Origin of the sequence: Rhodococcus sp. UNC23MFCrub1.1, from assembly GCF_000686025.1 — a bacterium.
Lineage (GTDB): Bacteria > Actinomycetota > Actinomycetes > Mycobacteriales > Mycobacteriaceae > Rhodococcoides.
Map to the genome: position 1 here is coordinate 388,343 of NZ_JMLQ01000004.1, position 14,819 is coordinate 403,161.

Annotated in this window: 11 protein-coding genes and 1 other RNA gene; 6 read left to right on the forward strand and 6 right to left on the reverse strand. The window is 69.9% G+C overall.

Annotated features, from left to right (window positions below):
* Positions 1 to 2: 2 nt before the first annotated feature.
* Both BR07_RS0112785 and BR07_RS0112790 read right to left on the reverse strand, forming a co-directional pair.
* Positions 3 to 1,268 carry an SLC13 family permease gene (locus BR07_RS0112785; protein WP_037185856.1) on the reverse strand — a complete coding sequence of 422 codons (1,266 nt, stop codon included), beginning with the start codon at positions 1,266 to 1,268 and terminating at the stop codon, positions 3 to 5.
* Positions 1,268 to 1,795: a DUF1697 domain-containing protein gene (locus BR07_RS0112790; RefSeq protein WP_027505782.1), complete on the reverse strand. Its 528-nt coding sequence runs from the start codon at positions 1,793 to 1,795 to the stop codon at positions 1,268 to 1,270. Before BR07_RS0112790 ends, BR07_RS0112785 begins: the two co-directional genes overlap by 1 nt.
* Before the next feature lie 185 nt (positions 1,796 to 1,980).
* Between BR07_RS0112790 and rnpB the strand changes: the two genes are divergently transcribed.
* The 3 genes from rnpB to BR07_RS0112805 all read left to right on the forward strand — a co-directional run bounded on the left by rnpB (position 1,981) and on the right by BR07_RS0112805 (position 4,492).
* Positions 1,981 to 2,404, forward strand: an RNA gene (gene rnpB / locus BR07_RS26280) — RNase P RNA component class A.
* A 470-nt stretch (positions 2,405 to 2,874) separates the two neighbouring features.
* On the forward strand, positions 2,875 to 3,060 hold the full coding sequence (locus BR07_RS24440; protein WP_037185713.1) for a hypothetical protein: 186 nt from the start codon (positions 2,875 to 2,877) through the stop codon (positions 3,058 to 3,060).
* A gap of 16 nt (positions 3,061 to 3,076) precedes the next feature.
* The gene (locus tag BR07_RS0112805; protein WP_037185714.1) at positions 3,077 to 4,492 is read left to right on the forward strand and encodes an RNB domain-containing ribonuclease; all 1,416 of its coding nucleotides are present in this window, start codon (positions 3,077 to 3,079) and stop codon (positions 4,490 to 4,492) included.
* Between the two features lie 66 nt (positions 4,493 to 4,558).
* On the opposite strand, the gene BR07_RS0112810 is transcribed toward BR07_RS0112805, so the two are convergent.
* The 4 genes from BR07_RS0112810 to panB form a co-directional block, all read right to left on the reverse strand.
* Positions 4,559 to 6,094 (reverse strand): CYTH and CHAD domain-containing protein, encoded by a 1,536-nt coding sequence (locus tag BR07_RS0112810; protein ID WP_027505784.1) that lies wholly within the window; start codon positions 6,092 to 6,094, stop codon positions 4,559 to 4,561.
* A gap of 39 nt (positions 6,095 to 6,133) precedes the next feature.
* On the reverse strand, positions 6,134 to 7,099 hold the full coding sequence (pip, locus tag BR07_RS0112815; protein WP_027505785.1) for a prolyl aminopeptidase: 966 nt from the start codon (positions 7,097 to 7,099) through the stop codon (positions 6,134 to 6,136).
* Positions 7,100 to 7,101: 2 nt separating this feature from the next.
* Positions 7,102 to 7,518 carry a hypothetical protein gene (locus tag BR07_RS0112820; protein WP_027505786.1) on the reverse strand — a complete coding sequence of 139 codons (417 nt, stop codon included), beginning with the start codon at positions 7,516 to 7,518 and terminating at the stop codon, positions 7,102 to 7,104.
* Between the two features lie 69 nt (positions 7,519 to 7,587).
* Positions 7,588 to 8,424, reverse strand: coding sequence for a 3-methyl-2-oxobutanoate hydroxymethyltransferase (gene panB / locus BR07_RS0112825; protein ID WP_027505787.1), 837 nt, complete (start codon positions 8,422 to 8,424; stop codon positions 7,588 to 7,590).
* 134 nt (positions 8,425 to 8,558) lie between these two features.
* Between panB and BR07_RS0112830 the strand changes: the two genes are divergently transcribed.
* The 3 genes from BR07_RS0112830 to BR07_RS0112845 all read left to right on the forward strand — a co-directional run bounded on the left by BR07_RS0112830 (position 8,559) and on the right by BR07_RS0112845 (position 14,782).
* On the forward strand, positions 8,559 to 10,148 hold the full coding sequence (locus tag BR07_RS0112830; RefSeq protein ID WP_027505788.1) for an alpha/beta hydrolase: 1,590 nt from the start codon (positions 8,559 to 8,561) through the stop codon (positions 10,146 to 10,148).
* A gap of 103 nt (positions 10,149 to 10,251) precedes the next feature.
* Positions 10,252 to 11,592: a type I glutamate--ammonia ligase gene (gene glnA, locus BR07_RS0112835; RefSeq protein ID WP_027505789.1), complete on the forward strand. Its 1,341-nt coding sequence runs from the start codon at positions 10,252 to 10,254 to the stop codon at positions 11,590 to 11,592.
* A gap of 175 nt (positions 11,593 to 11,767) precedes the next feature.
* The gene (locus BR07_RS0112845; protein ID WP_027505790.1) at positions 11,768 to 14,782 is read left to right on the forward strand and encodes a bifunctional [glutamine synthetase] adenylyltransferase/[glutamine synthetase]-adenylyl-L-tyrosine phosphorylase; all 3,015 of its coding nucleotides are present in this window, start codon (positions 11,768 to 11,770) and stop codon (positions 14,780 to 14,782) included.
* Positions 14,783 to 14,819 lie beyond the last annotated feature (37 nt).

The following is a 14,819-nucleotide window of genomic DNA, read 5'->3' on the forward strand; positions in this document are numbered from 1 at the left end:
CCCTACACCTGCAGGGCGAGCCACAGGGCGACGGTCGCCGCGACCACGGTGATCGGTGTGGTCACCAGACCCACCACGGTGAACGTCCGCAGGCTCGGCGGCTCGCCCTCCGCGCGAGCCACGCGGCGCCACAACATGATCGCGAGCGACCCGACGTAGGTGAGGTTGGGCCCGAGGTTGACGCCGATCAGCATGGCGAGCAGCGCGCCCACCGGTGCAGCGCCTGTCGTCGACGTCAGTGCGGCGAGCAGCAGCAGCGTCGCGGGCAGGTTGTTGAGCACGTTGGAGGCGACCGCGGCCACCGCGGCGACGGTCAGGAGCGCGAGCAGCGTGGACGACGTCGGCAGGATCTCGGTGACGGCCTCGCCCACCGGACCCCCGGCGAGTCCCGCGACCACCACTCCGAGCGCGAAGACGAACACGCAGAACCAGAGATCGAGTGCACGCACGATCGCGACGGGAGTCGTCTCGGACCGGCGCAGCGCAGGAACGGCGAGCACGATCGCGGCCGCCGCGGCCACCCACACCGGTTCGAGGCCGAGCGACCCACTGATCGCGAAACCCACCAGAGCGCAGCCGATCACGACGAGGGCGAGCGTCGGCGCCGCCACGGACGGACCGTCGTCCTGCGGCGGGTTCTCCACCTCGCGCAGGTCGCCGCGGAACAACCAACGGAACGCCGCGTACTCGAGCGCGATCGCGACGAGCCACGGCGCTGCCATCAACGCGGTGAAGTGCAGGAACGACAGACCGGTGGCCGAGAACACCAGCAGGTTGGTCAGATTCGAGACCGGCAGCAGCGTGGAGGCCGAGTTCGACAGGTGTGCCACCGCATACGACGCCGGCCGTGGCGACATCCCGGCGCGGCGGGCGGCGGCGATGACGACCGGGGTGAGCAGGACGACCGTCGCGTCGAGACTGAGCACTGCCGTGGTGAGGGACGCGGTGACGAACACGAGCATCAGGAGCCGCGTGGGGGAGGATCGCGACCGGGCGTGCAGGACGGACGCGATCCACGTGAACACACCGTGCGCGTCGGCGAGGTGAGCGAGAGCCAGGATCGCCGCGAGGAACGCCACCGTGGGGGCGAGCTCCGCCGTCTCCTCGAGTGCGTCGCTCGTCGACACGACTCCGAGCAGGATCGCCAGTGCCGCGGCCGGAACGGCGATGGTGGCCTCGGGGAGTCCGCGAGGGCGAGCGATGGCGAAGACCAGGACGGCAGCCACCAGCAGCGCGGCCACGACGGTCCGCGCGGTGGAATCGGTGATCACGCGAGGATCTTGCGCAGCGTGCGGAGGTTTCGCGTGGTCGTCGTCGACTTGTAGGACGCGCGCGCACTGGCCTTGCCGACGACGCTGGACAGGGTGTCACCGCGCACGACCTCCCAGAACAGGACGCGATGGGGCCCGAGTGTAGACCTCTCGACGGCAGGGTCGGCCGTCTCGCCGATCGCCGCGAGATCGGTGGTGGACACACCATCCGTCGAGAAGATCACGTAAGGGTGGCGTACCGCCTCGTCGGTCTCCCACGGGAAGGCGGCGACGATCTCGGCGAGCTGCTCCACGGTCACGACCACCACCCACGCCTCGTAGCCGAAGGCCTGCCGCAGGACGCCCTCCACGTCGGAGCGCACCACGGCCGGGTCCTGCGTCGTCGCGGTGAGCACCACGTTGCCCGACGCGAGAACGGTGCGCACCGCGGTGTATCCGGCGTCCTCCAGCGACGACCGCAGGGCCGCCATGGAGATGCGGATGCCGCCGACGTTGATGCCGCGCAGGAGGACGACGAAGGTCATGCGCGTGACTCTAGATCCCCGGTCCGACCGTCCGTCCGCTCGGCACACCCACCCCCCGCGAGTACGTCCGAACTGTCGTGATCGCGGCTCGCCCAGCGACGGTTCGGACGTACTCGCGTGGGTCGACGAGGGGGTCGGGCGTGGGTGGGACGGGGGTGGCGGAGCGGCTACCATGACGGGGCGGACGAGTTGGCCGGGCGGCCGCGGCACGGAGAACTGACGACCGGCGTCGTCAAGCTTCGAGCCGAGGAAAGTCCGGACTCCACAGAGCAGGGCGGTTGCCAACAGCAACCCGAGGCGACTCGCGGGACAGTGCCACAGAGAAGAGACCGCCGACCGGTCCTCGGATCGGTCGGTCAGGGTGAAACGGTGCGGTAAGAGCGCACCAGCACCCCGGGTGACCGGGGTGGCTCGGTAAACCCCGCCCGGAGCAAGATCGAAGGTCGCACCGCCGTTCGCGGTGGTGCGTCTGCGCAGGTGTTCGAGGGCTGCTCGCCCGAGCCTGCGGGTTGATCGCTCGAGGTACCCGGCGACGGTGTGCCCAGATGGATGGTCGCCACCCGGGATTCGTCCCGGGGACAGGATCCGGCTTACACGCCGACTCGTCCGCGCACACGACCAGCACGGACCGCTACGTCGGAGGGCGGACTAGAACATACGTTCGATGTCCTCTACAGTGAGTCTCGGCGGGCCGGCGGTAGGAAACTACGGGAAGCGTCGGCCCGCCGCCACGTATCGAGTCCTCCTGAACGACGAAAGGCCCCGTCCTCGATGAGGGCGGAGCCGTTCGTGAGCAGAGTGGATCAGATGGGGTCGACCACCAGCAGGGTGGCCCAGTACGTCGCGGCGTCATGGCCCATCAGCGGCAACAGTTGATCGAAGAGAAGGGTCGACATGTCGTACTCCTATCGGGTGCGTGGTCCGGCTCCGGTCCGGCGTGTGTACCCGGACATGCGAGAAGTGTAACGCGGCCGCTGGTCCCGCGGTGTGTGCGGTCGGCGCGTCGCCGACCGTGAATCACGAGGCCGCAGAACGCGAAGTCTGTTCCGTCGGGGCGGATCTGGGGCACACTGTCGATCATGAGTGACGACGACGATCAGTGGTACTTCCGTATCAGCGACAAGGCTGTCGTGCAGGGCAAGGAGGCCGGTGCGATGGACCGCATGGGCCCCTACCCCGACAGGGCCACCGCCGAGCGCGCCCTCGAGATCGCCGCGGAGCGTAACAAGGCCGCGGACGACGCCGACGACACCTGGTCTTCGTGACCGCATCGGCGCGCTCGTGACCGCGTCGGTATCGAGGCGGGCCGTTGCGCCTCGGGTCGACGGTGTCGACTTCTCGGCTGTGCGCGCCGAGTTCGACCTGCCGACCGGGTACCCGCCCGACGCGGTCCCGGTGGCGGACTCTCGTCCGCCGCGGCGCGACGCGACCGACCTGGAGTTCGTGACCATCGACCCGCCCGGGTCGATGGATCTGGACCAGGCTCTCGTCGTCCACCGCACCGACGCGGGTTTCCGCCTGTACTACGCCATCGCCGACGTCGGTGCGGTCGTCGCGCCGGGAAGCGTGCTGGACGAGGAGGTGCGCCGCCGTGGACAGACGCTCTACCTCCCGGACGACAGCGTGCCGCTGCACCCTCGGCAGATGTCCGAGGACGCGTCGTCCCTCCTGCCGGACCGGGTACGGCCGGCCGCGCTGTGGACCATCGACACCGACCCCGCGGGGACGGCGACGTCCTGGCACGTCGAGCCGGCGACGGTGCGCTCACGGCAACGGTTCACCTACGCCGAGGTGCAGTCGGCTGTCGACTCCGGCACCGTGCATCCGTCGCTGACGGCGCTGCAGGATCTCGGTCGGGCGCGGCGGGCCCTCGCGGTCGAGCGTGGAGCCATCGAACTCGCGTTGCCCGAGCAGGAGGTCGTCGCCAACGGTTCCGACCGCGGCGGATGGCGCCTCGAGATCGCGCCGCGCACCGAGGCCGACGCGTGGAACGCCGAGATGTCCCTGCTCACCGGGATGTGCGCTGCCGCGATCATGCTCGAGGCGAGGGTCGGCATCCTGCGCACTCTCCCGCCGCCGGGCGCGTCGGACGTCGAGGCATTGCGGGCGGTGGTGCGGGCACTGGGCCTGCAGTGGCCGACCGGTGCCTCGCCCGGCCAGGTTCTCGCCGGCCTGGATCCGGCGGCTCCCACGACTCTCGCCGTGATGACCGAGGCGACCACGCTGTTGCGCGGCGCCGCGTACGTCGCCTTCGACGGTGAGACACCCGAGCAGCCGGATCATTCCGGGATCGGTGGTCCGTACGCCCACGTCACCGCGCCGCTGCGTCGGCGCGTCGACAGGTACGCCACCGAGGTGTGTCTCGCCCACTGCGCCGGAACCGCTGTCCCCGACTGGGTGCTCGCCGAATTCGCGGACCTGCCCGACGCGATGCGGCGCAGCGACTCGCTGGCGTCGAAGGTGGACCGTGCGTGCATCGACCTCGTCGAGGCCAGAGTGCTGGCCGACAGCGTCGGCGACACCGTCTCGGCCATCGTGCTGCGCGGACGAACCGACAAGCGGCCCGCCGAGGTCTTCGTTCCCGAGTACACCGTCGTCGGCCCGTGTTCGGGAGACCCGGCCGAGGGCACGACCGTCACCGTGCGGGTGGGGCCGGTGGACGTCGCGACCCGGCGAGTGGAGTTCTCGGTCGGGTAGGCCGGAGGCCGGTCGTCGGGTAGGCCGGAGGCCGGTCGTCGGTGGTCGGGTAGGCCGCTCAGGTTGTCAGCCGAGGGAGGCTGCGCGGCGCCGCAGCTTCGTCCACGCGCGGGGGAGCGGCTCCAGCGCGTCCGCGCTGTCGTGTCCCTCGTTCGCGTACAGGACACCGAAGGTGAAGGTGTCCTCGCCTCGCTCGGCCGCGGAGGCGGCCTCGGTCAGGATCGTGGCGCGCGACACCGCACTGTCCTGGACGTCGCCGAGGACGGACTGCACCTTCTTCGCGGCCTTCGCGACGTCGGCGGCCGTCGTTCGTACTGTTCCGTCCGAGAGTGCGCCCGCCGCTGCCTCGGCCGCGTAGCGCAGCTTCTTGGCGTTCTTGCGCACGTCGTGCAGAGCCTCGGCACGCTCGTCGCCGGTGAGCGCGGCCGCGTGAGCCTCGGCTCGGGCGATCGTGCGGTACTGGCCACGGAGCACCTTCCGGAAGACCTTGTCCGCGCGGCCGTCCGACGGACCGACGGTGGGTGCTGCCAGGAGTGCATCGAGCGCGTCGAGCAGGGCGAAGTAGCGCTCGCCGCTCAACTCCCGCACGATCTCCTCGTGCGCGAGCGTGTACAACCGTCGCTGGGTGCCGACGAGGGTCTCGACCACGGGACCGCGCACAGCGTCGGACGGCAGCGCCGAGAGCGACGCGTCGTAGCGGGCCGCCAGCACCTCTGCGTCGCGAGCGGTGCCGAGAATGTCGGCGAGCCAGGACAGTTCGCCACGGACCGCGTCGACGGACGTTCGGTCGAGCAGGTCGCGGTAGGACCGCAGCACGCTGCGCAGTCGCCGCGTGGCGACGCGCATGGCGTGCACCGCGTCGTCGTCGTTCTCCCGCACGCGCGGATCCGCCGCGAGGAGAGCGGACACGTCAGTGGCCAGGGCGGCGAGCAGCGCGGACCCGGCGGTGCCGTCGGGCGTGGCATCGCCGGTCCGGAGATCCGCCAGGCGGGATCCGAGCGCCCGTGCGAGCTTCGACGGTGAGGAACCGGGGTCGGCGCCGTGGGAGAGCAGGTAGGTGCTCACCTTCTCCAGGGTGCGGCGGTCACCGTCGATCAGCTCCACCTCCCATTCGCGCCAGCGAACAGTGGTGTCGTCCAACAAATTCCGGGCGGTGACGGTGTCGTCGCACAGCTCCGCGGCGGTCTGGTGCCGCTTCGTGGCCACGACGGTGACGATGCGGCGGGTCTCGATGCTCGCGACGGGCACGAGCGGTTTGCCTCGCACGTGCGCCGTCACACCATCGGCGACCTCGGCCGGCACGCGAGCGGTGTTGCCGCCCGCGGACAGCGGGCTCCGCAGCTCGAGACGCTCGTCGGACGAGACGGGCATCTTGATGTGCCAGCCCGCGTCGGAGCTTCCGGTCCGTCGACGCACCGTGATGCGTCGACGCGCCAGGTCGAGATCCGGGGTGTCGAAGTACGTGGAGACCGGGTGTGTCAGCTCCGGCGCGGACGCGGACACGATCGACTTCGCCCCCGTGAGCTCGGGAACCGGCGTGTCCATGCCGACGTCGAACTTGGCCTCGATCTCCGTGTGCGCATCCGCACCACCTGAACTCATGGTGACATCTTTACCACCTGCAGGTGAACGGCCGGTTCGTCAGCGGCGGAAGGAGTCCGTCGCTTCGACGAGGTGATGGATGATTCCCGGTTCCGCGGCGGAGTGCCCGGCGTCGTCGACGATGTGGAGTGTCGACGACGGCCAGGATCGATGCAGATCCCAGGCGCTCGTGGCCGGGCACACCACGTCGTAACGGCCCTGCACGATGACACCGGGGATGTGGGCGATGGAGTCCATGTTCGCCAGCAACTGATTCTGTTCCAGGAACCCCTGGTGCACGAAGTAGTGATTCTCGATGCGCGAGAACGCGAGTGCGAACCGTGCCTCGGAGTTCTGCTCCACGCGTTCCGGTTTCGGGAGCAGGGTGCTGGTGGCGCCCTCCCACGTGGACCACGCGACCGCCGCGTTCAGCGCGGTCTCCGGGTCGGACGAGTGAAGGAGTCGGTGGTAGATCTCCACGGGGTCGCCGTCGCGCTCCGCCGCCGGGATCGGGGCGAGAAACTTCTCCCACAGTTCTGGGAAGAGGTGTCCCGCGCCGCCGCGGTAGTACCAGTCGATCTCCGACTCACGCAGCAGGAAGATGCCGCGCAGCACCAGTGACGTGACGCGGTGCGGGTGCGCCTGGGCGTACGCGAGCGACAACGTCGATCCCCACGACCCGCCGAACACCGACCACGTGTCGATGCCGAGATGCTCACGCAGGACCTCCATGTCGGCGATGGAGTGTCCGGTGGTGTTGACGGAGAGATCGGCGCCGTCGGCGACGTGCGGCGTGGACCGACCGCACCCGCGCTGGTCGAACAGCACGATCCTGTAGGCCTCGGGATCGAAGTAGCGACGCTGATCGGGACCCGTGCCGCCGCCCGGTCCGCCGTGCACGAACACCACCGGAGTGCCGTCGGGGTTGCCGCTGACCTCGAAATGGAGGTGCTGCCCGTCGCCGACGTCGAGCATCCCCGAGTCGTGCGGGTCGAGTTCGGGGTAGAGGGACCGGCGCGCCGTCATCGTCACAGCCCCACGAGGCCCGACGCGAGATCGGGAATCTCGAGGATGTCGACGACCTGGCTCCGGACGTCGGAGCACGCGTCGGTCGCGGCCGTGTCGACGATCCCGCGGTTCTGGATCACTGCGGCGTTCAGTCCGAAGCGTGCCGCCCACGTCTGCACCAGGATGTTCAGGCCGCCGCGGCCCACGGTCGGGCCCTGCACGCGCCAGTTCGACAGCTGCGCCTCGAGGTCGGTGCACAGCGACTGAGCCTGATCCTCGGACACCGTCGGGGTGGCCGCAGCCGCCGACGTGGTCGTCGTGGGAGCGGCCGTCGTCGTCGACGCAGTGGTGGTGTCCGTCCCGCCTGCGCACGACGTCAGGGTCACGGTCGCTGCTGCCAAGACACCCGCCGCGGCGAGTCCATGTCGCATCATCATGGCCCCGAGTGTGCCACCCGGGTGCTTTCCCGACCGGCCCGCCCGCGTCGCTCGCCAGGGGTCGCAGTCCTAGAAGCTGTGCTCCTGCGCGGGGAAGGCCCCCGACCGCACCTCGGCGGCGTAGGTCGACGCCGCGGCGCGCAGCTGGTCGCCGACGTCGCCGAAACGCTTGACGAACTTGGCGGTGCGACCGCTGGTGAAACCGGCCATGTCCTGCCAGACGAGAACCTGGGCGTCGCACTCCGGACCGGCACCGATGCCGACGGTGGGGATCGTCAGCTTGCGCGTCACCTGGCCGGCGAGATCGGCGGGCACCATCTCCATGACGACGGCGAAGGCGCCGGCCTCCTGGACGGCGATGGCGTCGGCCACGAGCTGCTCGGACGCGTCGCCGCGGCCCTGCACGCGAAAGCCACCGAGTCCGTTGACGCTCTGCGGGGTGAAGCCGATGTGCGCCATCACGGGGATACCGGCGGCGGTGATGGCGGCGATCTGCGGGGCGACACGCTCGCCGCCCTCGAGCTTGACCGCGTTGGCCTGGCCCTCGCGCATGAAGCGGACAGCGGTCTCGACGGCCTGCTGCGGAGAGATCTCGTAGGTGCCGAACGGCAGGTCGGCGACCACGAGTGCGTTGGGGGCACCACGGACCACGCCGCGGACCAGGGGGATGAGCTCCGCGATGTCGATGTGCACCGTGGTGTCGTAGCCGTAGACGACGTTGGCGGCCGAGTCGCCCACGAGCAGGACGGGGATGCCGGCCTCCTCGAAGATGCGCGCGCTCGAGTAGTCGTAGGCGGTGAGCATGCTCCAGCGGTCGCCGGAGGCCTTCATCGCCTGCAGGTGGTGGGTGCGGGTCTTGCGGCCCGTGGGTGCGGATCCGTACAGCGGGGTCTCAGCAGCAGACATCGAGCGTCCCTTTCGTCCTCGAGGCCCGCTCGGCGGGTCCCCGGGTAGAGGTGATGACGCGTTCAGTCTGCCACCGCCGGGTTCCGCGGCACGAGTGCGCTTGGTCACACACCACGCCGTGCCACCATCGAGACGTGTCCTCCCGTCGCGTGTCCGTCCGTCTCGCCGTCTCCCTCTCGGTTCTCGCAGTGCTGGCCGCGGCGTGCGGCTCCGATGTCGGCGGCACTCCCACCGACGACGAGGGTGGGTCCGTGCCCGTCACGACGACGGAGACGCGTGCCGATCAACCGTCGACGCTGGACGCCTTTCGGGCGCAGCGTGTCACGTGGGGATCGTGCGAGGGATTCGTGACCGACGGGTCCGAGCTGGACCCGAGCCTGCAGTGCGGCCGGGTGACCGTGCCGATCGACTACGACGATCCGGCCGGGCCCACCGCCTCACTGGCGCTGTCCCGGTCGGCGGCGACGGGGGAGAAGGTGGGCTCGATGCTCGTCAACCCCGGCGGACCCGGCGCGTCGGGCCTCTCGACTGCGACGGTGGCGCGGGGTACCGCCGTCGAATCGTCCTTCGACGTCATCGGATTCGACCCTCGGGGCATCGGTGCGTCGGTGCCGGCGGTGCGCTGCGACACTCCGCGGGAGTTCGACACCGAGCGTGCGGACAACGACGTGGACACCTCGCCCGCCGGCATCGCCGAGACCGAGAAGGAGAATCAGGACTACGCCGCGCGGTGCGCCGAGCGCAACGATCCGGTGTTGCTCGAACACCTCACGTCGGCCGACGTCGCGCGGGACATGGACGTCGTCCGGTCGGTGCTCGGCGATGATCAGCTGACGTATCTCGGATTTTCGTACGGGACGCGGCTGGGCTACACCTACGCCGAACTCTTCCCCGAGAACGTGCGCGCGATGGTGCTCGACGGCGCTCTCGACCCCGCTGCGAACGCGGCCGACGAGGTGGTCGCGCAGGGCGCAGGCTTCCAGTCGGTGTTCGACGCCTTCGCGGCCGACTGCGCGGGACGGTCCGACTGTCCACTCGGTACCGACACGGCGGGAGCCGTCCGTTCCTTCCGGGCCCTGGTCGATCCGTTGGTGGACCGGCCCGCGAGCACCGAGCTCACCGGGCCGGAGGGTGCCCGCTCGCTGAGCTACGACGACGCCGTGACCGGAGTGCAGCAGGCGCTCTACAGCACCGAACTGTGGGGACCGTTGCGGCGCGGACTGACTCAGCTGGAGAACGGTCAGGGCGACATCCTGCTCTCGCTCGCCGATCTCTACAACGGGCGCCTGAGCGACGGCACGTACAGCAACACCAACGACGCGTTCACCGCCGTGCGGTGCGTCGACGATCCGCGGGTGACCGACCGGGCGGAGGAGGGCGCGCTCGACGCCCGGTTCCGCGCCGCCGCGCCGTTCCTGGACGACGGCCGGGGCAACGGCACCGCGCCGCTCGAGCCGTGCGCCTTCTGGCCGGTCCCCTCGGCAGCCGACCCGGGGCCGGTCTCGATACCGGGACTCGCACCGACCGTGGTGGTCTCGACCACCGACGATCCCGCCACCCCGTACGAGGCCGGGGTCGCTCTGGCCGCGCAGCTGGGCTCGTCGCTGATCACCTACGAGGGAAATCAGCACACCGCCTCGTTCGCCGGGATCGCCTGCATCGACGACGCCGTGTCCGCCTACCTCGTCGACCTGACGCCTCCACCAGCAGGTCTGCGCTGCTGAGCCGTGACCTCACAGTCGTCGCCACCGCGCTGTGAGGTCCAGAAAGTGCGACCGGTTTCACGATGTAACACGGATTTAATGCAACGTGCCTAGCCTGACGGTCATGGATCGCCAAAAGGAATTCGTGCTTCGCACTCTGGAGGAGCGCGACATCCGGTTCGTCCGTCTGTGGTTCACGGACGTGCTCGGCTACCTCAAGTCCGTGGCCATCGCTCCGGCCGAACTCGAGGGCGCGTTCGAGGAGGGCATCGGCTTCGACGGCTCGGCGATCGAGGGCTTCTCGCGAGTCTCCGAGGCCGACACCGTGGCCAAGCCCGACCCCACGACGTTCCAGATCCTGCCCTGGACCACCAGCAAGGGCGAGCAGCACTCCGCCCGCATGTTCTGCGACATCGCGATGCCCGACGGGTCGCCGTCCTGGGCCGATTCCCGGCACGTGCTGCGTCGCCAGCTCTCCAAGGCCGCAGACCTCGGATTCAGCTGCTACGTGCATCCCGAGATCGAGTTCTTCCTGTGCAAGGAACTGCCCGACGACGGTCGGCCCCCCGTCCCCGCGGACAACGGCGGCTACTTCGACCAGGCCGTCCACGACGAGGCGCCGAACTTCCGGCGTCACGCCATCGACGCCCTCGAGTCCATGGGCATCTCGGTGGAGTTCAGCCACCACGAGGCCGCGCCCGGTCAGCAGGAGATCGACCTGCGCTACGCCGACGCCCTGTCCATGGCCGACAACGTGATGACCTTCCGCTACCTCGTCAAGGAGGTCGCGATCGACGAGGGCGTGCGCGCGACATTCATGCCCAAGCCCTTCAGCGATCAGGCCGGCTCGGCCATGCACACGCACATGAGCCTGTTCGAGGGCGAGACCAACGCCTTCCACAACCCGGACGACCCCATGCAGTTGTCCGAGACCGGCAAAGCCTTCATCGCGGGCATCCTCGAGCACGCCAACGAGATCAGCGCGGTCACCAACCAGTGGGTCAACTCCTACAAGCGTCTGATCCACGGCGGCGAGGCCCCCACGGCGGCGTCCTGGGGTCCGTCGAATCGCTCTGCGCTGGTGCGCGTTCCGATGTACACGCCGAACAAGGCGTCCTCTCGTCGCGTCGAGATCCGCAGCCCCGACTCGGCGTGCAACCCGTACCTCACCTTCGCCGTGCTGCTCGCGGCCGGACTGCGCGGGGTGGAGAAGGGGTACACGCTGCCGCCCGAGGCCGAGGAGGACGTGTGGTCGTTGACCTCCGCCGAACGCCGCGCCATGGGCTACCGGGAGCTGCCCAGCAGCCTCAACGAGGCGCTCGCCGCCATGGAGGGCTCCGAACTGGTGGCCGAGGCGCTCGGCGAGCACGTCTTCGACTACTTCCTGCGCAACAAGCGTCGTGAGTGGGAGTCGTACCGTTCGCACGTGACGCCGTTCGAGCTCAAGACCTACCTGGGTCTGTAGGGCCGGCGCGACTGCGCGATTGTCGAGTGGACGGGGCTGTCGAGTAACGTCGACACGCCATGAACATGTCGGAATGCACCACCGTCCCGAGATTCGTCGACCCGCGGTTCGTCCACCCGACGTTCGCTGACGCCGACCCGGCGGTCGACTCTTACACCGTGGTGGAGGCTCGCCCGTGATTCCGCCCAGTTCCCGTTCCACCGTGCCCAGCCCCGGACGGCTCGGTCTCGTCGAGGCGTCTGCCCCGGCGAACCTGTCGCTGCTGGGCTGGACCGACGAGGACAGCACCGAGCTGCTGTGGTCGCTGTCGCGCTCGCCCGACGCCGATCTCGCGCTGCGCACTCTCGCGCGCCTCGCCGAGGATCTCGGTGACAACTGGTCCGACCTCGACGCCCGCCTGCGCACCGACAAGAGTCTGCGCGGCCGCATGTTCGCTCTCGCCGGATCGTCCAGCGCTCTCGGTGACCACCTGGTGTCCGAGCCGGAGAAGTGGCGCCTGCTCACCACCTGCACGGAGTCGTTGCCCACGGCCGACGAGCTGCGCGACTCGATGCTCGCGAGCGTCGGTGCCGTCGCGGAGACGGGCGACGACGCCCTCGGCCAGGTGTTCCGGGCCGAGCTGACTGGACCCAAGGCCATCATCGCGCTGCGCACGGCGTACCGCGACCACCTCATGATCCTGGCCGCCGCCGATCTCGCGGCGACCGTGGAGAACGAGCCCGTCGTGCCCTACGAGGTGGTCGGTCGTCAGCTGTCCGATCTGGCGGACGCGGCGCTCACCGCGGCACTGTCGGTGGCCGTCACCGTCACGTTCCCCGACGGGCCCTGCTCGGTCCGACTCGCGGTCATCGCGATGGGCAAGTGCGGTGCGCAGGAACTGAACTACGTGAGCGACGTAGACGTCGTCTTCGTCGCCGAACCCTCCAACTCCCTCGCCACCCGCATTGCCGGCGAGATGATGCGCATCGGCTCGTCCGCCTTCTTCGAGGTCGACGCCGCACTGCGTCCCGAGGGCAAGCAGGGCGAACTGGTCCGCACTCTCGACTCGCACCTGGCGTACTACCAGCGGTGGGCGAAGACCTGGGAGTTCCAGGCGTTGCTCAAGGCGCGCGCCATGACCGGTGACGCCGAGCTGGGCCAGGCCTACGTCGACGCGGTGACGCCGATGGTGTGGGTGGCCAGTGAGCGCGAGGACTTCGTCCCCGAGGTGCAGGCGATGCGCCGCCGCGTCGAGGAGATGGTGCCGGCCGAGCTGCGCGAGCGCGAGATCAAGCTGGGGCGCGGCAGCCTGCGTGACGTCGAGTTCGCCGTCCAGTTGCTGCAACTCGTGCACGGACGAGCCGACGACTCCCTCCACGAACGCGGTACCGTCGCCGCGCTGTCCGCTCTTGCCACCGGCGGCTACATCGGGCGTGACGACGCGGCCAACCTCACCGCGTCCTACGAGTTCCTCCGCCTCATCGAGCACCGGCTGCAGCTGCAGAAGCTGCAGCGCACGCACCTGCTGCCGCCGGACGACGACGACGAAGCGATGCGCTGGCTCGCCCGCGCCGCCCACATGCGTCCCGACGGCAACCACGACGCGACCGGCGTTCTGCGCCAGGAGATCCGTCGCAACGCGCAGCGGATCCGGCGGTTGCACGCTCGGCTGTTCTATCGCCCTCTGCTCGAATCGGTGGCCCGGCTGGACAGCGACTCGCTGCGCCTCAGTTCGGATTCCGCGATCCGGCAGCTCTCGGCGCTCGGCTACTCGGCTCCACAGAACGCGCTCGGACACCTGAGCGCACTCGTCGGCATGGGTGCGCGCAAGGGTCGCATCCAGTCGCTGCTGCTGCCGACGCTGCTCGAATGGCTGGGCGACACACCGGATCCCGACGCGGGCCTGCTGGCCTACCGACGGCTGTCCGAGGAGGTCGCCGAGCAGTCCTGGTTCCTGCGGCTGGTCCGCGACGAGGGCCCGGTGGCGCAGCGCCTGATGCAGGTGCTCGGGTCGTCGGAGTACCTGCGCGGTGTGTTGGTCAACGCGCCGGAGGTCATCCGGCTCTTCGCCGACGGATCGACCGGCCCCAAACTGCTCGACGTCGATCCCACCGAGACGTACGGCGCCATCCTGAAGTCCTCTGCGCGCTACGACGATCCGGTACGCGCGGTCGCGGCGGCGCGGTCCCTGCGTCGCTACGAACTGGCGCGGGTCGCCTCGGCGGACATCCTCGGACTGCTCGAGGTCCCCGAGGTGTGCCGGGCGCTGTCCTCGGTGTGGGCAGCGGTCATCAACGCCGCCCTGGACGCGGCGGTCCGTGCGTCCGTCGCCGAGCGCGGCGGCACCGCTCCCGCGTCGATCGCCATCATCGGCATGGGTCGACTCGGTGGTGGTGAACTGGGCTACGGGTCCGACGCCGACGTGTTGTTCGTGTGCGAGCCGGCCGAGGGCGCCGACGACAGCGACGCCGTCAAGTGGGCCAACGCCATCGCCGATCGTGTCCGCAAGCTCCTGGGTTCGCCGAGCCAGGACCCGCCGCTGGAGGTGGACACCGGACTGCGTCCCGAGGGGCGCAACGGGCCTGTCGTGCGCACACTCTCTGCCTACGACGCGTACTACTCGCAGTGGGCGCAGCCGTGGGAGGTGCAGGCCCTGCTCCGCGCCCACCAGGTCGCCGGCGATCAGGACCTGGGAATCCGGTTCCTGCTCATGGCCGACCGCATCCGGTACCCCGAGGGCGGAGTCTCCGAGGACGCCGTCCGCGAGATCCGGCGCATCAAGGCCCGGGTCGACGCGGAGCGACTGCCCAAGGGAGCCGACCCGAAGACGCACACCAAGCTGGGGCGCGGGGGACTGGCCGACGTCGAGTGGACCGTGCAGTTGCTGCAACTGCGTCACGCCCACCGCATTCCGGCGCTGCACAACACGTCGACCCTGGAGTGCCTCGACGCGATCGGCGCCGCGGAGCTCATGAGCCCTGGCGACGTCGACCTCCTGCGCCAGGCGTGGCTCACGGCCACGAAGGCCCGTAACGCGCTGGTCCTGGTGCGCGGCAAGCCGACCGATCAGTTGCCGGCTCCCGGCAAGGTGCTGTCGGCCGTCGCGCAGGTGGCCGGCTGGCCCAGTGGCGACGCGGGGGAGTTCCTCGACAACTACCTGCGCGTCACCCGTCGGGCCAAGGCCGTGGTGGAACGCGCGTTCGGTTCCTGACCCGTACCGGTTCTGCACAGAGAACGACCCCGCTCGG